Source organism: Streptomyces sp. NPDC050147 (genome assembly GCF_040660195.1).
In the GTDB taxonomy this organism is placed as follows: Bacteria; Actinomycetota; Actinomycetes; order Streptomycetales; family Streptomycetaceae; genus Streptomyces.
The window spans coordinates 64,950-81,441 of record NZ_JBFALJ010000017.1; the positions used below are offsets into that span (position 1 = coordinate 64,950).

Genomic DNA, 16,492 nt, shown 5'->3' on the forward strand with positions numbered 1-16,492 from the left:
GGGGCCGGCTCCTTGAGCGCCTTGCGGTCCTGCGCGCGGGCCTGTTCGTAAAACCAGGTGCGACCCGTCGCCGCGATGGTGTGAGATGCGGGACATGACGATCGTTCTGAACGAGCCCGGCGTCGATGGGCTGACCGGGGTCGTGGATGCCCTCCGCGTATGGCAGGACGACCGCACGCCGCTGCAACTCCATCCGGGAGACCTCGGCTGGGCCTGGGCGCTTGGCGCGGAGAGGCTGGCCGCGGCCGTCCGCACCTGGAGCGTGGACGGACGGATCGTTGCCGTCGGATATCTGGACGACCCTGATGTGCTGCGCCTGACGACCGCGCCGGATCTGCGACAGGACGATGATCTGGCGCGCCAACTCCTTGCGGATCTCGATGATCCGGAGCGCGGGGTCCTGCCGCCCGGGAAGGTCGGCCTCGAAATCCCCAACGGCGCCTTGCTCCGCGAGGTCCTTTTGGAGGCGGGCTGGATTCTGGACGAGCCGTGGACGCCGCTGCGCCACGACCTCGCCGAGCCGGTGAAGGACTCCGGCCTGCGGATCGAGGTAGCAGGTCCGGAGACGGCGGGGGTGCGGACCGCGGTGCATCGCTCGGCGTTCGGCAGCCCGGCGTTCACCGAGGAGGTTTGGCACGTCCTCGCGGCCGGGCCGGCCTATGCCGACGCCCGCTGCCTGATCGGCTACGACGACCAGGACAACGCGGTGGCCGCGGCGACGGTCTGGTCGGCCGGGCCCGGCAAGCCCGGCCTGCTGGAGCCGGTGGGCGTGCACGCCGACCATCGCGGTCGTGGCTACGGGACGGCGATCAGCGTCGCCGCTGCGGCGGCGCTGCGTGAGCTGGGTGCGTCAAGCGCACTCGTCACCACCCCGACCTCGAACGCTGCCGCCGTCGCCGCCTACAGGGCAGCGGGATACGAGCCGTCGTCCGAACGGCTCGACGTCAGCCGAGCCGCCTGAAAATGATCGGGCGGCGGTAGCGGACAGGCCGCGTCGCTGACCCTGGCTGGGCCCGAACGCCCTTCGAGGACATGGGGCAGGTCGGGGTTCGACGATGGCCGGACGATCCGGCGCGGAGCGTCCAACCGCGTCACATGCGCCATCGCCCCACGTGGGAGGCGAGGCGTCGCCAGGCGCCGCGGCGGGCGCAATGGCACGAATGCGGATCAAGACTTAGCCTGGAATGGCGCACGGCGAGCATGTCCCAGGGCATGGCGTCGGTGCCAAATGGCTGATGACGCGCTGCTGACGACGCGCCCGCGTTCGAGAGGCGTATGTCCAGCCAGACCCCTCCGGTTCAGGTTCCGTGCCTTCTCACGCGGCTGTGGCCGCGTGGGTCGGCGCGTCGAGAGGAACGCGAAAGGAGGTGTACCGAGATGCGCACCTACGAGCGTCCGACGCTGACTCCGATGGGTTCGTTCGGGAAGGTGACCGGCGGACGAGGCGTCAAGAGGACAGGCCCGCCTGACCTTCTCCATCGTCACCGTCTGATCGGCTGAGTCACCCGAGAGAAGGTGGAACCCTGGTGGCGGCGCTTATGCCGCCGCCAGGCCCGTTCAGCGAAAGCGGGGCCCCATGGCCGCATTGACCCGACTGGCAGCGGTTCCCTCATGGTTCGTCGTTCTCCCCGACTGCACGGCCGCAGGGCCCATCGCGGGAGCTTTGCGCGGCTACGCGGAAATGACGATCGATCACCCTTCGGGAAAGCCATGGGTGTTGGGGCGGTGGGACGCCGACGAGATGGCCGTCGGCGAGGCGGGAGACAGCAAAATCACCGTGCTGGGCCAGCACGCGAGCGCCGACCGGCGCCGGGTGAGCCGGAGCGCCCAACGCGTGCGGACCCCCGGCGAAGTCGACGGGCTGGCCGCCGAATTGACGGGCAGTTCGCATGTGATCGCCTCGGTGGCCGGGAAAGTACGCGTACAGGGCACCGTCACGGGCCTGCGGCGGGTGTACTCCGCCGAGATCAACGGAATCACAGCCGCCTCGGACCGGGCCGATGTACTCGCGTTCCTCCTCGGCTCCGGCATGGACGAACGGCGGCTCGCCGTTCATCTGCTGGTACCACCCGTACTCCATCCCCTGTCGGACCAACCGGTATGGCGGGACGTGACCTTCCTGCCCACCGACCGTTTTCTGCTGCTCAACGAGAGCGGCCGTGCCCGCCGGATCCGTTGGTGGACGCCGCCCGAGCCCGAGCTGCCGTTGGCCCAGGGGGCGCAACGGCTGCGCGCGGCGCTGACGGCCGCCGTGGACGCCCGTACCGGAGGCCGTGAGCAGGTCGGCTGCGATCTGAGCGGACTTGACTCGACGTCGGTGTGTTGCCTGGCGGCCCGCCGGTCCAAGGTCGTGGCCTGTACCGCGGCCAGTCCCGATCCGCTCGACGACGACGTGCTGTGGGCAACCCGCACTGCGGCTGCGCTCGCCGGTGACGTGGAGCACCACGTCATCCCGTCCGGCGACATGCCGCTCATCTACCACGGGCTGCTGGACGTGGACGAGTTGTTCGACGAGCCCTGCGGGAGCATCGCCGACCACGCCCGCTGGCTCATCGTCGCCGGACGTGCCGCGTCACGTGGGTGCCGGCTGCACCTGACGGGGTTCGGCGGCGACGAGCTGCTGGCCTCCTCCACCTCCCACCTGCGTACGTTGCTGCGTACGCATCCGGCTGCCGCCCTGCGCCGGCTCAACGTCCTTGCGACGAAGCACGGGTGGTCCCGCAAGCAGCTGCTCCGGGAGCTGGCCGACAGTCGTCCGTACCACCGCTGGCTTCTGGGAGCGGCGGACAGGCTCACCACACCCGCCGCGCAGGACGGGGCTTTGCTGGGCTGGGGGTCCCCTCCGAGTCTGCCGCCGTGGGCCACGCTGGAAGCGGTCAGCGCCGTAAGGGAGTTGATCCGCTCGGAGGCGCCCGCCGCCGAGCCGCTCGCCGAGCTCCAGGGACAGCACTTCGAGTTGGAGGGAATTCAGGACGCGGCCCGCCCGGTGCGTCAGATCGGCCGGCTCGCCGACCGGGCGGGAATCACTCTCGCCGCGCCCTACCTCGACGACCGCGTGCTCGAAGCGAGCCTCGCGGTGCGGCCCGAGGAGAAAGACACCCCCTGGCAGTACAAGCCGCTGATCCTGGCGGCGATGCGCGGCATCGTCCCTCCGGCGAGCCTGACGAGGCAGACCAAGTCAGGCGGAATCTGCGACCTGAACGTCGCGCTGCGCACGAACCGGGAGGGCCTCCTCGCCCTGTGGGACGACTCCCGGCTGGGCCGCCTTGGACTGATCGACGCGGCGGAACTGCGCAGGCTCTGCACCCGGCCCCTCGACCCGAACCATCCCCACGACCTGCACGGCGGGCTCTACCAGAGCGTGGCCTGCGAACTCTGGCTGCGCACCTGGGAACGGGCCGCCGCCCCACCGACCGCGGGAGCGATGCCATGACACTCAAGCTGCGTACCGGCGTGTCCTGCGCCGACACGGAGTACGGAATCGCGCTGCTCGACGAGGACAGCGGCCAGTACTGGGAGCTGAACCCCACCGGCGCCCAAGTCCTGCGGATCCTGCTGCGCGGCGGCACCTCGGAGCAGGCGGTGCGGGACCTGACCGATACCTGCGATGTCGATGCCGACAGCGCGCGCGACGACGTACGGGGCCTGGTCGAGGCGCTTGACTCGTCCGGCCTGGTGGAGCGGTAGGAGAAGGAGAACCCCGGTGACCTTTCCGCAAGCCCTCTCACACGAACCGCGCGCGGTGCCCCTGAGGCGCCGGGCCGAGGTGCGGCTGGTCGTCGGCCTTGCCCGGCTGCTGGCCCGTCAACCTCCGCGACGCATCCGGACGGTGCTCCGCCGCGTCAGCCGTGGTGCCCGTCCGGCGCGTTACGACGAGGCCCTGGCCGCCCGCGAGACCGTGGTGACCGTCAGCCTCGCCTGCGCCGCTCCGGAAGGCTGTCTGCCCCGGTCACTGGCCACTGCCATGCTGTGCCGCCTGCACGGACGGTGGCCGGTGTGGTGCGTGGGGGTGCGGCGGGTGGCGCCGTTCGCGGCGCACGCCTGGGTCGAGGCGGGAGGCGTTGCCGTCGGCGAGGACGCCCCGCCCGACTACTTCCGGGCCTTCTTCACGGTGCCATGAGCGGCACGGGTGGCGACCGCGTGCCCGGCGGCGGACACCTCACCGCACCGCGGGAGATCCTTCGCGTACTGCGCGGGCACCGGCGGTGGATCGCGGGCGCGGTGACGCTGACGCTGATCGCCTCGGCGCTGGGACTGGCCCAGCCCCTGGTGGTCAGGCGAGTGATCGACTCGTCCGCAGCGGGAACGGCCGTCGCCGGCTCCGTCGGCCTGCTGGTCGCGCTGTTCGTCGCCCAGGCGCTGGTCGGGGCGGTGGCCGGTTACGTCTTGGCGCGCACCGGCGAAGGCGTCGTACTGGGTGTACGCCTCAACCTCATCGACCATCTGCTGCGGCTGCCCATGAGGACGTACGACCGGCATCGGATCGGCGACCTGATCTCCCGGGCCGGCACCGACAGCACAGCCCTGCGCCTGCTCATCGCCCAGGGCTTCACCGACGCGCTCACCGGCAGCATCGGCCTGGCCGGTGTGGTCGCTCTGATGATCTGGCTCGACTGGGCTCTCTTCCTCGTCGTCACCGCCATGATCGCCTTCGGCGGGCTGATCGTCGCCTCGGTGCTGCGCGGGATCGCCCGAGCCTCGTTCCACGCCCAGCAGGCCACCGGATCGATGACCGCGGAACTGGAGCGGGCCCTGGACGCCATCCGCACCGTACGGGCCAGCCGCGCCGAACGGCGGGAGGCGCAACGAATCGGAGCACAGGCCCGGTCGGCCTTCTCCGCGGGCGTACGGGTGGGGAAACTGGACGCGGTGGTCACACCGGCGATCGAACTGACGGTCCAGGGCTCGTTCCTCGTGGTCCTGCTCATCGGCGGCGTACGGGTCGCGGGCCAGGGCGGCTCGGTCGCCGACCTGGCCGCCTTCCTGCTCTACATGCTCTATCTGGTGGGGCCGGTCGGCTCGGTCTTCCAGGCCGTGAGCACCATGCAGCAGGGCGCGGGCGCGCTGCGGCGGATCGCCGAGATCCTGGACCTGCCGCAGGAGCCGGACGGCGGGCGCCGGTACGACATCACCTCCCCGGCGCCCGAGGTGACCCGCCCCCCGGTACTGGAGTTCAGGGATGTCTGGTTCGGCTACGACCCGCGGCGTCCGGTGCTGCGCGGAGTGTCGTTCGAGGTGCCACCACGCGGTCACGTCGCGTTGATCGGCAGCTCCGGCGTCGGCAAGTCGACGGTCTTCGCGCTGGCAGAGCGCTTCTACGACCCCGGTGACGGCCTCGTCCTGTTCGAGGGCCGCGACGTACGGAGCCTCAGCCGCGCCCAGCACCGCGCCCGGATCGGGCTCGTCGAGCAGCACGCCCCGGTCATGTACGGCACGCTGCGGGAGAACCTGCTGTACGCCGCCCCCGAGGCCGGCGCCGACGAACTGGACCGGGTGGTGGAGCTGGCCCAGCTGACGGAGCTTACGTCCCGGCTGCCGCGCGGCCTCGACACCGACGCCGGGGAGCACGGCATGGCGCTCTCCGGCGGCGAACGCATGCGCATCGCCATCGCCAGGTCCCTGCTCACCCGGCCCAGCCTGCTGCTGCTCGACGAGCCGACCGCCCACCTCGACGCGGTGAACGAGGCGGCGCTACGCCGGTCGATCCGCCGGACCGGCGCGGAATGCGCACTGCTGGTCATCGCGCACCGGTTCTCGACGATCCATGCTGCGGACCTGATCGTCGTACTCGACGCGGGTGAGATCGTGGCCACGGGCAGCCACGAGGAACTGCTGGACACCAGTGAGCACTACCGGTCTCTTTGCCGTGCCCAGTAGGTCGGCGTGTCCGGGTGGGTTCTCGAGCGGGATGTCAGCGGAACACGGGGCTGACGTAGTTCGCCGGGTGCTTCGAACCGTCGGGCTTGGCCGTCCCGCCAGTGGTCCAGTCGAGGGCCAGGTCGCTGGTCCGGCAGGGGGCAGGCTGTCCGGCTGCGGGCTGACTGGCGGCCCAGGCCGGGGTGGTGGTGATCGCCAGGATGCCGGCGCATGCGAGGGCCGCTACGCGTAGTTGGATCCGCATCATTGTTCACACCTCCAAGGTGGGGCATGGTGGCCGCGGACCAAATCCCCGACTCGCTACCTGTCAGTGTGTTGGGGCCGCCACGGGGAGTTCCACCGTGATTCGGAGCCCGCCGGCGGGGCGCGGGGCGAGGGTGAGTGTCGCGTCGTGTGCCTGGGTGATCGTTTTGACGATGGCCAGGCCGAGGCCGACACCTGCGTGGTCGACGCGGATGCGTTCGGCGCCGCGCTGAAACGGTTCGGTGAGTGTCGAGACCCATTCTGGGGAGAGCTCCACCCCCGTGTTTTCGACGGTGAGTACCGCGGTCTCGGGGCCGGCGCTGGTCGTGACCCACACGGTGCCCCGCTCGGGCAGGTTGTGGACGATCGCGTTGTGCACGAGGTTCGTCGTCAGCTGCAGCAGGAGCGCCTGCGATCCGAAAGCCGGGGCGATGTCGCCGGAGGTTTCGATGGTGGCACCGTGTTTCTCGGCGAGCGGGAGGAGCGTCTCGGTGGCCTCGTCCACGAGCAGGGACAGGTCGACAGGCTCCCGGGTGAAGGACCGCTGGTCGGCGCGGCTGAGCAGGAGCAGCGCCTCGGTGAGGTCGATCGCGCGAGCGTTGACGGCGCGAAGACGGTCGACGAGTTTGCCGGGGTCGTGTGTCGGATCGTTGTGGGCCACGTCGAGAAGTGTCTTCGAGATCGCGAGCGGGGTGCGCAGCTCGTGCGAGGCGTTGACTGCGAATCTCCGCTGTTCGGCGACGTGTGCTTCGAGCCGGGCGAGCATGGTGTCGAAGGCGTCGGCGAGTTCGCGGAACTCGTCCTGGCGGCCCGGCAGCTGGATGCGGTGGGAGAGTGATCCGGTCGTGGCCGTGCGGGTGGCGTCGGTGATGCGGTTCAGCGGGGCGAGCATACGGCCGGCGAGGAACCAACCTCCCAGGAGGCCGAATACGAGGAGGAACACCATCACCGCGGCTGCCATGGGGGCGAACCCGCGCACGAAGTCGGTGCCCGGAGTCGCTCTCCATGCCCCCTCTTCGTTGGTCTGCAACCACCCCTGTCGTAGGAGAAACACTCCCATGGCAGCGAGCAGCAGGCCGCCGGCCAGCATGAGGAATCCCGCGTAGCTGAGGGTGAGTTTGAGCCGAACGCTCAACCCGGGCCGCCTATCCACGCTCGGCTCCCTCGTGTCCGGCCTCTGATTGCGTGTCGATGCGGTAGCCGACGCCTGGCACGGTGGCGATGACCCAGGGCTTGCCGAGGCGCTTGCGCAGGGCCGAGACGGTGATGCGTACGGCGTTGGTGAACGGGTCGGCGTTCTCGTCCCACGCCCGTTCCAGGAGTTCTTCGGCGCTGACGACACCGCCCTCCGCGGCGACGAGAACTTCGAGCACGGCGAACTGCTTCCGGGTGAGCGCGACGTAGTGGTCGTCGCGGTAGACCTCGCGGCGGAACGGATCCAGGCGCAGGCCCGCGATCTCTCGCACGGGTGGCCTGGTGTGAGCGCGCCTGCGGGCGAGTGCTCTGAGCCTGAGCACGAGCTCCCGCAGCTCGAACGGTTTGGTGAGGTAGTCGTCGGCGCCGAGCCCGAACCCGGAGGCCTTGTCGTCGAGGCGGTCGGCGGCGGTGAGCATGAGGATCGGCAGGCCGCTGCCGGAGGCGACGATCCGTTTGGCCACCTCGTCGCCGGAAGGGCCGGGGATGTCCCGGTCCAGGACGGCGATGTCGTACGTGTTGATGCCCAGCAGCTCCAGAGCGGTGCCGCCGTCACCTGCGATGTCGGCCGCGATCGCTTCCAGGCGCAGGCCGTCGCGGATGGCTTCTGCCATATAGGGCTCGTCCTCGACGATCAATACACGCATGTACTTCATGCTAGGAGTCGGCACATATCGTCCACGTATTGAAAACCGCATACGGGCCGATGCAGAGGCCCGTCCGGACAGGCCCTTCCTGCCCGAGCCCGGCTCGGAGCTGCCCTGTGCCCCGGTAGGTCTACGCCTCGAGGAATTCCAGCGCGGGCGACGAAGGCGTCGTGGTACTGGAAGATCCCGACGTGTCCCGCGTCGGGACAGAGGGGGACGCCTATCTCTCCGTCGAGCACCGTGACGACGCGGCGGACGGCTGCCCGGTCGCCGCGCTCGCCACCGACATCGCGCGCGGCGGCGGGGGAGACGAGGCCCGGCGCGTCTACGCGGAGGGGGTGGGCGACTTCGCCGCCTTCCTCGCCGGCGAGGAAGGCGCTGACGACCAGGACGGCCTCGCCCGTCTGTGCACCATGTTCGGCGCGCTCGTCCTGGCCCGCGCGACCAAGGGCACCCCGCTCTCCGAGGAGATCCTCGCGGCCGCGCACGCGGCCGTGACGGGGAACGACTGATCAGCAGTGATGTCAGTGGACGCGTGGGCGGCAACGCTGCAGTTCGGAGGCCGGTCTGCCGGTCACGAGTTCGTCTGCGACAAGCCGTCCGACGGTGGGCGCCAGGGTGACGGCGGAGTGCATGACGGCGACGTAGACGGACCGATCGTGTGTCGCGTATCCAATGACGGGTCCGTGAGCGGGCATGGGACGCTGGGCGGTGCGGTGGCCGAGCAGGCGGCACCGGTCGCTTCCTCGGAAGGCCGCCTTCAAGTGCTGGAGCGCGCCCTGAGCGGCCTGCGCAAAGGCTGCTGGTGTGCCTTCGACATGCGGCACGACCAGCAGGAGGCCGCCGTCCCGTACCTCCCGGACCTCGAAATCAGGGCTGGCCACGATGGTCTTGACCAGACCAGGCGGTGCGGTGACCCGCGCGAGGGTGGCCGGGGAGGCGGCGATGGCCAGGTCGGCCGATAGAGGTTCGCAGAGCTTGGGAACCTGAGTTCCGGCAGTGAGTACGACGGTTGCGGCGGCGTGGGACCCGGTCGAGGTGAGTACTCCCTCGACGCGTCGATTGGTCATCCGCAAGGAGGTGACCGCGGTGTTGTGGAGCACGGTTGCTCCGTGGGCCTTGGCGGCTGCGACGAGTGCGTGGGCCAGGGCCGTTGGGTCGACGCCTGCGTCGCTCGGGGTGTGGATGGCCTGGCCGGGTGGGTGCCGGAGGTTGGGCTCCAGGGCTGCGATGTCACTTCGTCCGACACGGAACTGGCCTGGCTCCGGCCGTGAGCCAGGCGCCGGTGTGCCGGCCCAGGTCAGCGAGCCGGTCCGGCGGATGGTGATGTGTGGCAGTTCGTCCTCCAGGCGTCGGTAATCCGCCTGGGCGTACTCGCGGAAGTCCTGTGCGCCGCCGGGCCAGTGGCCTCCCGAGCTGCGGATCCAGGCGAAGGAGTCTCCTGTGACCCCCGTGGCCGGTGCGGGCCCTTGTTCGAGGAGGGTGACGGGGACGCCCCGACGTGCCAAGTGGTAGGCCACTGAAGAGCCGACGATTCCCGCACCGACGACAACAACGGCTGACATGAGGTCCTTTCGAGGTCGACACCACTCCCGTACAGCGCCCTGGCGCCCCCGCCCCCGCCAGTCCGCTGACTTGCCCAAGTCGGCCCCCGCCCCCGGTCGTTCGATGCCGCCGCTCCTGACCTGGGTCGAGTCGTGGGCGTCAAACAGAGCGACTCCATGGGTGCGTTTCTATGGGTGCGTTCAGAGCGGCTGCATGGGTGCGTTGATGCGCCGGCCACCGGGGGCCGGCGCCTATTCGGGGAGCTGCACTGTGTTCTGGTTGGCCGTGAGCAGCCAGCGCCCTTCCTCCTTGGCCATCACGTACAGCGGCGAGGTCGGGTTGCCGGTCGGCTCGCCGTCCAGCGTCAGGTACTGGCCGCGCGCTTTGACCGCCGCGACGTCGGGGCGGATGAAGAGCACATCCACCAGTTCGTAGCGGACCGAACCGTTCGCCATCGAGCCGGGTAGCGCCTTGTGCGTGAATGCCGCGATCTCCTCGAGCCCGGTGAGCAGCTTTCCGTGCGCCGTCGTCCAGATCGCATCGGACCGGAAGAGGCTCAGGAACTCGTCCGGGAGCTCATTGACCTGTGAGTGCTCGATCGTGGCGATGACCCGCTCGATCGCTTGGAGGTCAGCGGACTGTGCGAGTGCGTCTGTTGTTGCTGTCGTTGTGTTCATGCGTGTCAGCATGAGACATCAACCAGACTTGAGGTCAAGCGAGTTGGTACGTCGATCCCGGACACCTTGGAGAGGCGCTTCAGGCGGTAGCGGAACGTGTTGGGGTGGACGTGCATGGCGGCCGAGGCGGAGATGACGTCGCCGAAGGCCGAGGCCGACCGGGCCCTACGGGTCCTGCGCGAGCGGCGGCCCGACCTCAGGGCCACCGGCCTCGCCGCTGTCTACGGGGATGCCCTGCTCCTCGAACTGACCGACCGGATCGCCACCGACGGCGGCCCGCCGGACGGCTCGATCGTCCGACTGCGCGCCTGCGACGCCGGCGCGGGAGCGGCGCAGGTCCTCCGGCCTGGCCGCGACACGTCCGACCCCGATGACGACCGATGCCCGTTCGCCGATCCGCTCGAGAAAGGCCTCGGCGAGCCACCGGGCCGCGTCGTCCGACGCGGCGGGCAGGACCGCGTGGGTGACGCCGTCGAGCGTGGCCGTGGCCGTCATCGGGTGGATCGCGTTCAGATAGAGGGCGAGGGCGAGGGCGAAGGCGTCGGCGATCCGGTCGGCAGCCACGACCAGGTCGGCGGCCGGCGAGGTGTCGGTCGCGGCGAGGGCCAGTACGCAGGCGGGCTGGGCGGAGAGGCCCAGCCTGTCGCGGCGCCTGGAGCGCCCTCGCCGCCCTCCAGGAGGGCGGCGAGCAGGTCGGCGCGCAGCCGGTGCCCACGTCCTCACCTGCCTTGCGGCGCAGCAGATGCAGGGCGGCGACCTTGGCGGCGTCCCACAGCGCCCGCTCGTTGTCCCTGGGTCGTGATCCTTTGACCACGCCCCAGAGGGAGCCGAGGATCTCTCCGCCCGCGCGGACCGCGATCGCGGCCCGCGGCTTCTCCGAGATCCCCTCCAGATACAGGGGCTCGTCGTTGCGGTAGAGCGAGCGGAACGCACCGCGCTCCTCCAGGGCGCGCAGTCTCTCCGCCTGGGCCTGGCGGTCGAGGATAGTCGCGATCCTGGCGTCGTCACCCTCGTCCTGGCGGCTGGAGAAGGGCCAGCACCCGGCCGTCGCGATCCTCGACCGTCACCGGCCCGTCGAGGAGCGCGGAGACCGCGTTGGGCAGTGCGAACAAGTCTCCGGCCGGGGCACGAGGCGGGCAGAGGGGCACGGCGAGTGGGTCAGGAGAGCTGCAGGGGGTGGGGCGCCGGGGCTGTGGACGCTCGCTCCTGACCGGTGCCGGCACTGGCGCCGGTGCCGGGACAGAAGACCGCCTCCATTACGGCTTCGGAGATGCCGCCCTGGTCGACCCAGTCACCGTTCATGTTGGTGCTGGCGACCTTCGAGCCGTCGCGCAGGCCCATCGACCACGACAGCGAGCCGTGGATCGTGCCGCCGTGCCCCCACGCCCGCACACCGCAGGACAGCTTCTGGCCCATCACGCCGAGCCCGTATCCGGTGTCGGGGATCCAGTTCACGGTCGGTACGGCGGTGAACATCGCCTCTTGCTCGGCGGGACGCAGCAACCGGCCCTTGAGCAGGGCGCCGTAAAACCGATTGATGTCGCCGGACGTGGAGATCATGTCTCCGGCAGAGCCACCCCACGTCGCGCTCATCTCGGTCACGTCGTGGACCGGGGCCGCGGGGTCGGCCAGCATGAGCTTGGAGTAACCCCTTCCGTGCGCCCCAGCGATGCCCGTGCTCTCGCGCGGCAGATACGTGTGGGACAGGCCGAGCGGCACGATGATCCGCCGGGTCACCTCGGTGGCGAATGAGTGTCCCGACGCCTTCTCGGCGATCATCCCGGCGAGGACGAAGTTGGTGTTGGAGTAGGCCCACGACGTACCTGGTGTGAAGTCCGGCGCATGACTCATCGCCGTCTTGACGAGGTCCTCGGGGCGGACGCTGTCGAAGCGGTGATCGATGAAACCCTGACCGACCAGCTTGGTCCGGATGGCCGAGTGGCTCGTGTAGTTGAAGATGCCGCTGGTGTGGTTGAGCAGCTGCCGTACGGTGATCGCGCTGCCGTCGTGACCGTTGCCCTTCACCACTCCCGGCAGCCACTTCTCGACGGTGTCGTCGAGGCTGAGCAGTCGCTCGCCCACCAACTGCAGCAGGACCGTGGCGGTGAACGTCTTCGTCGTGCTCCCGATCCGGTAGCGATCGTAGGGCGCCAGTTTGCGTCCGGTCGAGGTATCGGCGACGCCGGCGGAGCCGAACCACCGGGAGGAACCGTTCTGGACCTCGGCGAGGATGCCGGGAGCCCCGTGCTCGCTCACCGCCCAGTCGAGCACACGCTGGACGGCGTCGTTCCTCGTCGTGGTCTCCGCAGACGCAGACGCAGAGGCGGACGTAGGCGCAGAGGCAGATGCGGACACGGTCAGCGACGCAACCACGGCCACTGCGGCGATGCTCGCGATGAGGACAGCTCTGGAACGACGGAACATGAGGCTTCCTTTCGTAGCGAGGCTGACACGTACTCCCGGGCATTGCCTCCGGGAGCCGACATCGTTCCCGAGCTCAGTCACGCCCTGGCTAAGGACGGCGGGACGCAATCTTGTCCGCGGGGTGGTGCCGCGGTACGAACCCGACCGGGCGGCCCCCGCCGTCCGGCCGGGCGAGTGCCTCGTGGCCGTCGGCACATATCAGCGCACGTCCCTTCGCATGCCGGTCCGAAGAGGCGTCCCGACGGCCGGCCTGACGTTCGCTGGTGCCATGTCACGCCCGTACGACGTGGCTGATGTGCGCGGCTTGCACGACCCGCGTGACTTCCACTGCCTCGCGCTGACGTCCGGCCTGGAGGTCCTTCTTGGCGCCCCGTAAGAACCTGACGGCCCTGTTGCTCGTCACCGCTGTGGTGCCGACCGCCTGCTCCGGTGGCGGTTCGCCCACACCGGCGGCCGGTGGCAGTACGCGCTGGTCATCGAACCGTCCTTCGACCTCAAGACGGCCGACCCGGGGCGAATGTACGAGGCCACCGGCCCCTTCGTGGGCAAGGCGGTGTACGACACGCTGCTCATCTTCGACGGCGACGACGTGATACCAAGCCGGTGCCGGCGCTGACCGAGCCGTACACGCTCTCCGCCGACGGCAAGGTCCTCACCTTCAAGCTGTGTGCGGGAGCGCAGTTCAGCGACGGCTCCCCGCTCACCGCCGACGACGACGTGGACCTCTCCCTGACCCACCTGCGTGACATGAAAGGCAACCCGCCGTTCCTCCTGGCCGGAGTGGAGGTGGCCAAGAGCGGCGACTCCACGCTCACGCTGACGTCGAATCCGCACGAACCCTCCGGCGGCCAGCACCAGCGCCGGCGCGTAGCCATCGCCCCCGCGCTGGCCGCCCGCCCCCCCCGCCTGCTGAACGGCGACAAGCCCCTCTCGGCCCTCGACGCCTCCGCCCAGTCCCAGGTCGCCACCCGCATGCGCGACCTGGCCGTCGACTCGGGCGGCGCCGCTCACTCAGGTCCGGTCACGAGGGGCGTGGAGCCAGCAGGCGGCTGACGCTGCCGGGCCCCGCGTCGCAGAAGAGCGGTCTTTCCAGGGATCATCTCCGGCACATCATCGGACGAAGGGTTCATGCATGCACGGCGCGAAGGCCCGCCTCAGTGGCGACTGGGGCGGGCCTCCTGTTGGGCGTGCTGATGGGCGTCGGCGAGGAGCTGGGCGGCGTGCGCCGATGCGGGGCAACGACTTCTACCGGGTCCAGCACAGCGCCGGCGAAGGCGGGAAAACAGCCTGTGATCAGACGGCCCCGCCCCTCATCGCGCCTGAGGTCTTCAGTAGTCGATCAAGCCTGTGGCGCGAGTCGTTCCCTTGAACTGCAAGAAGAACTTGGTGCCGTCAAGCACGTCGGTGGCAGCCAACCCCCAACGGTCTTTTGCCAGCGACCGCCAGCCGTTGCAGTTCCAGCCCGACCCCTTCCCCCGGGGCCAGGAGGTCCCGAAGGGCCAAAGCTCCCTGTCTCCGCCAAGCACGACAGGAACGTGTCAGTTCTGGACCTTGCCGAGAAGCGGCAGCGCGGGGGCGGCGGACTCGTCCTCATAGTGCGAGTGCTGACGGATCTCGTTGCACTGGAAAGCACGAGCCTCGTCCAGCACCTCTGCGGGGACGATGACGTCGATGTCCTGGACGGTCGGACAGACGTCTCCGATGATTTCGATGTTCTGCGAGTAGTCGCCGTGGCCCGACGCGTCGGCCGTGGCGGGCGTAACGGCCACGGCGGGCGTGACAGCCATACCGGTTGCGGCCAAGGTCAGCAGCGAGCCCGACAGCACCTTCTTGTTCACAGAGTTCATATTTACTGAGCGCTCCTACCGGGGATAGCGTGGCACCCCGTTCGGGTGCCGACGCCGGACCCAACCGGCGTGCCGTGGCAAAGGTTGCGTGATGACACGGGCTTTCACCCAGTCGTCCGTCTCAAGCACCGCCGGGGCGGGGCGGACCCAGAACGGACCCGTCCCGCGCATTCTGAGCCCGGCTCGCCACGAACTCGACGATGAGCGCGCCGACAACATCGGCTCGGCCGCGGGCGCTCCGACAACCGTCCTGTTACCGGCAGAACCGGGAAATGACGGGTCGTCGAGAGCCTGCTGGCGAATATCACATGACTCGGCTCAGCTGAAGAATCGCGAAGACCAGGAGCGAGACACCACAGCAGGCTTCAAGTACGCGTACAGCCAACGGTGGCAGCGCCCTGCGCAGCACCACGATCAACCCCGCCGCGACCAGACACCACAGCATCGAGGAGGCCATGAACCCGGCAAAGAAGACGCCCAGCTCCGCCGCGCCGCCCGGGCCCAGCACGGCACCCACCCCGCCAGCCGCACCCGACCAATAGACAACGTTCCATGGGTTCGCCAGGGACATGCCCGCCCCCACAGCCATGGCCTTGCGGTCCTGTCCGGCGTACGGCTCCGCTGTTGGATCGGACACCTTCCGCGCGAGCGCGTCGCGCAGGCCCGCCACTCCCAACCAGGCCAGCAACAGGCACCCGGCCACGGTGAGCGGCATGCTCAACGCCGGTACCGCGAACAGCGCCCCCACCCCTGCCAGGCCGAGCACCGCCCAGACGGCGTCGCCCACCAGCGAGCCGACCTGGACCGCGAAGGCAGGGCCGAACCCGCCCCGGATTCCACGCCGAAGAGACTCGCTGAACACCGCGCCCGGCGTCGCGTTGAACACCAGCCCCAACCACAGAGCCACCATGAAGATCTCAGTCATGCCGGCCACAGTGGCGGAGGGCGGGCCGTGCGGTCTTGTCAGATGTTGATCTGAGACAGCCGACGGTACCGGCCCGGTGTGATGGCGTAGGCCGCGGCGAAGTGGCGGTGGAAATGGGCCTGGTCGGCGAAGCCGAGCGTGTGCGCGACATCGGCGACGGGCTCACCCTTGCGCAGCCGGCGCCGTGCCTCGGCCAACCGGGCCGACAGATGCCAGGCGTAGGGAGGGGTGCCGGTGGCACGGGTGAACGTGCGGATCAGATGCTCCCGGGACATCCCGGCCTCGTCGGCCAGCTCGGCCAGCCGCGGCGCGCCGGACAGGTCGCTGCGGAACCGGGCGAGCACCGTGGCTATCCGGGCGTCAGCGGGTTCCGGAGCACGCACGCGCCGTCCTGAAGCCAGGTCGAGCAGCTGCGACAGCACGAGCATGAGCCGTTCCTGGACCAGAACAGCAGATTCGGCAGGTGGAGGGTGTCCCTCCGGTGCTAGCTCGCGGAACGCTCTGGCCGCAGCAAGGAACTCCTCGCGTAGGTGTGGAGAGCGTACGACGGGCCGTTCGAAGTCGACCGGGGCGTCACCCGTCAGCGCTTCCACCGCCGTTGGCGGGACATACCAGCTCACGGCAGCGAAGGACGCGTCGGGCGGGACCTGGGTGGTGCACGACTGGACCTGGCCGGGGTTGTAGACGGTGAACTCGTCCAGGTTCACGTCGAACGAGGTGTGATCCAGCCGGACTCGCTCCAGGCCGCAGAGGTTGACGCTGATCACGTACTCGTCGTGGCTGTGCCGCGGGAAGCCGCCCGAGGGGGGACGCACGACCGTCAGCTGACCTCCACCCCATTCCGTGACATCCATGCGCAGAGAGTACGGCAGGCAGCAGGCGTGGCCGGATGGGGTCGGAACCGGGTTCGAACGTGGAGGCTCGCTGTCCGGTACGACAAGGACTTCTGAGCCTGCAACGCTGCGACGATCATGTGGATCCGCCATGCTTGCGAGTTGGCCGTCTTCAGGGGCCCGGCTCTTGAGCCAGGCCGCGTGGTCGACGAAATCACGATGATCAATTTCATGGCCTGCCACCTCACCCGCGAGGCCACTCTCAACTGGCGAGGCCCCC

The 16,492-nt window shown here is 69.6% G+C and carries 18 protein-coding genes and 1 pseudogene; 8 read left to right on the plus strand and 11 right to left on the minus strand.

Annotated elements, in window-relative coordinates; genetic code table 11:
- Positions 1–94: 94 nt before the first annotated feature.
- From AB0I94_RS24990 to AB0I94_RS25015, 6 genes are all read left to right on the plus strand, one after another.
- On the plus strand, positions 95–961 hold the full coding sequence (locus tag AB0I94_RS24990) for a GNAT family N-acetyltransferase (RefSeq protein WP_363311860.1): 867 nt from the start codon (positions 95–97) through the stop codon (positions 959–961).
- Positions 962–1,377: 416 nt separating this feature from the next.
- On the plus strand, positions 1,378–1,500 hold the full coding sequence (locus tag AB0I94_RS24995; protein ID WP_363311861.1) for a keywimysin-related RiPP: 123 nt from the start codon (positions 1,378–1,380) through the stop codon (positions 1,498–1,500).
- 76 nt (positions 1,501–1,576) lie between these two features.
- Entirely contained in the window at positions 1,577–3,433 is a 1,857-nt protein-coding gene (locus AB0I94_RS25000; protein WP_363311862.1) for an asparagine synthase-related protein, read from the plus strand.
- Positions 3,430–3,687: a lasso peptide biosynthesis PqqD family chaperone gene (locus tag AB0I94_RS25005; protein WP_363311863.1), complete on the plus strand. Its 258-nt coding sequence runs from the start codon at positions 3,430–3,432 to the stop codon at positions 3,685–3,687. Before AB0I94_RS25000 ends, AB0I94_RS25005 begins: the two co-directional genes overlap by 4 nt.
- Positions 3,688–3,703: 16 nt before the next feature.
- Positions 3,704–4,120 (plus strand): lasso peptide biosynthesis B2 protein, encoded by a 417-nt coding sequence (locus AB0I94_RS25010; RefSeq protein WP_363311864.1) that lies wholly within the window; start codon positions 3,704–3,706, stop codon positions 4,118–4,120.
- Positions 4,117–5,877, plus strand: coding sequence for an ABC transporter ATP-binding protein (locus AB0I94_RS25015; RefSeq protein WP_363311865.1), 1,761 nt, complete (start codon positions 4,117–4,119; stop codon positions 5,875–5,877). The genes AB0I94_RS25010 and AB0I94_RS25015 overlap by 4 nt, the downstream gene beginning before the upstream one ends.
- Positions 5,878–5,911: 34 nt before the next feature.
- Here the strand turns inward: AB0I94_RS25015 and AB0I94_RS25020 are convergent, their stop codons facing one another.
- Genes AB0I94_RS25020 through AB0I94_RS25030 form a run of 3 tightly spaced genes read right to left on the minus strand, consistent with a single transcriptional unit; the run spans position 5,912 to position 7,961 of the window.
- The gene (locus AB0I94_RS25020) at positions 5,912–6,124 is read right to left on the minus strand and encodes a hypothetical protein (RefSeq protein ID WP_363311866.1); all 213 of its coding nucleotides are present in this window, start codon (positions 6,122–6,124) and stop codon (positions 5,912–5,914) included.
- 60 nt (positions 6,125–6,184) lie between these two features.
- Positions 6,185–7,273 carry a HAMP domain-containing sensor histidine kinase gene (locus tag AB0I94_RS25025; RefSeq protein WP_363311867.1) on the minus strand — a complete coding sequence of 363 codons (1,089 nt, stop codon included), beginning with the start codon at positions 7,271–7,273 and terminating at the stop codon, positions 6,185–6,187.
- Positions 7,266–7,961: a response regulator transcription factor gene (locus AB0I94_RS25030; RefSeq protein ID WP_363311868.1), complete on the minus strand. Its 696-nt coding sequence runs from the start codon at positions 7,959–7,961 to the stop codon at positions 7,266–7,268. The genes AB0I94_RS25025 and AB0I94_RS25030 overlap by 8 nt, the downstream gene beginning before the upstream one ends.
- Before the next feature lie 215 nt (positions 7,962–8,176).
- Between AB0I94_RS25030 and AB0I94_RS25035 the strand changes: the two are divergent.
- Positions 8,177–8,473 (plus strand): annotated as a pseudogene (locus tag AB0I94_RS25035) (TetR/AcrR family transcriptional regulator); the annotation flags it as partial.
- 12 nt (positions 8,474–8,485) lie between these two features.
- On the opposite strand, the gene AB0I94_RS25040 reads toward AB0I94_RS25035, so the two are convergent.
- From AB0I94_RS25040 to AB0I94_RS25060, 5 genes are all read right to left on the minus strand, one after another.
- The gene (locus AB0I94_RS25040; protein ID WP_363311869.1) at positions 8,486–9,526 is read right to left on the minus strand and encodes an FAD-dependent oxidoreductase; all 1,041 of its coding nucleotides are present in this window, start codon (positions 9,524–9,526) and stop codon (positions 8,486–8,488) included.
- Positions 9,527–9,757: 231 nt separating this feature from the next.
- Positions 9,758–10,183: an SgcJ/EcaC family oxidoreductase gene (locus tag AB0I94_RS25045; RefSeq protein WP_363311870.1), complete on the minus strand. Its 426-nt coding sequence runs from the start codon at positions 10,181–10,183 to the stop codon at positions 9,758–9,760.
- A 5-nt stretch (positions 10,184–10,188) separates the two neighbouring features.
- Positions 10,189–10,389: a helix-turn-helix domain-containing protein gene (locus AB0I94_RS25050; RefSeq protein ID WP_363311871.1), complete on the minus strand. Its 201-nt coding sequence runs from the start codon at positions 10,387–10,389 to the stop codon at positions 10,189–10,191.
- On the minus strand, positions 10,349–11,191 hold the full coding sequence (locus tag AB0I94_RS25055) for a hypothetical protein (RefSeq protein WP_363311872.1): 843 nt from the start codon (positions 11,189–11,191) through the stop codon (positions 10,349–10,351). Before AB0I94_RS25055 ends, AB0I94_RS25050 begins: the two co-directional genes overlap by 41 nt.
- Positions 11,192–11,341: 150 nt before the next feature.
- A complete protein-coding gene (locus tag AB0I94_RS25060; RefSeq protein WP_363311873.1) occupies positions 11,342–12,607 on the minus strand; it encodes a serine hydrolase domain-containing protein in 1,266 nt (421 codons plus the stop codon).
- 603 nt (positions 12,608–13,210) lie between these two features.
- Between AB0I94_RS25060 and AB0I94_RS25065 the strand changes: the two genes are divergently transcribed.
- Positions 13,211–13,660 carry an ABC transporter substrate-binding protein gene (locus AB0I94_RS25065; RefSeq protein ID WP_363311874.1) on the plus strand — a complete coding sequence of 150 codons (450 nt, stop codon included), beginning with the start codon at positions 13,211–13,213 and terminating at the stop codon, positions 13,658–13,660.
- 485 nt (positions 13,661–14,145) lie between these two features.
- Here the strand turns inward: AB0I94_RS25065 and AB0I94_RS25070 are convergent, their stop codons facing one another.
- The 3 genes from AB0I94_RS25070 to AB0I94_RS25080 all read right to left on the minus strand — a co-directional run bounded on the left by AB0I94_RS25070 (position 14,146) and on the right by AB0I94_RS25080 (position 16,233).
- Positions 14,146–14,454 carry a hypothetical protein gene (locus AB0I94_RS25070; protein ID WP_363311875.1) on the minus strand — a complete coding sequence of 103 codons (309 nt, stop codon included), beginning with the start codon at positions 14,452–14,454 and terminating at the stop codon, positions 14,146–14,148.
- A 304-nt stretch (positions 14,455–14,758) separates the two neighbouring features.
- Positions 14,759–15,379 carry a LysE family transporter gene (locus tag AB0I94_RS25075; protein ID WP_363311876.1) on the minus strand — a complete coding sequence of 207 codons (621 nt, stop codon included), beginning with the start codon at positions 15,377–15,379 and terminating at the stop codon, positions 14,759–14,761.
- 38 nt (positions 15,380–15,417) lie between these two features.
- A complete protein-coding gene (locus AB0I94_RS25080; RefSeq protein WP_363311877.1) occupies positions 15,418–16,233 on the minus strand; it encodes an AraC family transcriptional regulator in 816 nt (271 codons plus the stop codon).
- Positions 16,234–16,492 lie beyond the last annotated feature (259 nt).

What these genes read in the sequence shown, in the direction of transcription:
- AB0I94_RS24990 (WP_363311860.1), top strand. Translation starts at nt 95, where the DNA reads ATGACGATCGTTCTGAACGAGCCCGGCGTCGATGGGCTGACCGGGGTC.
- AB0I94_RS24995 (WP_363311861.1), top strand. Translation starts at nt 1,378, where the DNA reads ATGCGCACCTACGAGCGTCCGACGCTGACTCCGATGGGTTCGTTCGGG.
- AB0I94_RS25000 (WP_363311862.1), top strand. Translation starts at nt 1,577, where the DNA reads ATGGCCGCATTGACCCGACTGGCAGCGGTTCCCTCATGGTTCGTCGTT.
- AB0I94_RS25005 (WP_363311863.1), top strand. Translation starts at nt 3,430, where the DNA reads ATGACACTCAAGCTGCGTACCGGCGTGTCCTGCGCCGACACGGAGTAC.
- AB0I94_RS25015 (WP_363311865.1), top strand. Translation starts at nt 4,117, where the DNA reads ATGAGCGGCACGGGTGGCGACCGCGTGCCCGGCGGCGGACACCTCACC.
- AB0I94_RS25020 (WP_363311866.1), bottom strand. Translation starts at nt 6,124, where the DNA reads ATGATGCGGATCCAACTACGCGTAGCGGCCCTCGCATGCGCCGGCATC.
- AB0I94_RS25030 (WP_363311868.1), bottom strand. Translation starts at nt 7,961, where the DNA reads ATGCGTGTATTGATCGTCGAGGACGAGCCCTATATGGCAGAAGCCATC.
- AB0I94_RS25040 (WP_363311869.1), bottom strand. Translation starts at nt 9,526, where the DNA reads ATGTCAGCCGTTGTTGTCGTCGGTGCGGGAATCGTCGGCTCTTCAGTG.
- AB0I94_RS25045 (WP_363311870.1), bottom strand. Translation starts at nt 10,183, where the DNA reads ATGAACACAACGACAGCAACAACAGACGCACTCGCACAGTCCGCTGAC.
- AB0I94_RS25060 (WP_363311873.1), bottom strand. Translation starts at nt 12,607, where the DNA reads ATGTTCCGTCGTTCCAGAGCTGTCCTCATCGCGAGCATCGCCGCAGTG.
- AB0I94_RS25070 (WP_363311875.1), bottom strand. Translation starts at nt 14,454, where the DNA reads ATGAACTCTGTGAACAAGAAGGTGCTGTCGGGCTCGCTGCTGACCTTG.
- AB0I94_RS25075 (WP_363311876.1), bottom strand. Translation starts at nt 15,379, where the DNA reads ATGACTGAGATCTTCATGGTGGCTCTGTGGTTGGGGCTGGTGTTCAAC.
- AB0I94_RS25080 (WP_363311877.1), bottom strand. Translation starts at nt 16,233, where the DNA reads ATGGATGTCACGGAATGGGGTGGAGGTCAGCTGACGGTCGTGCGTCCC.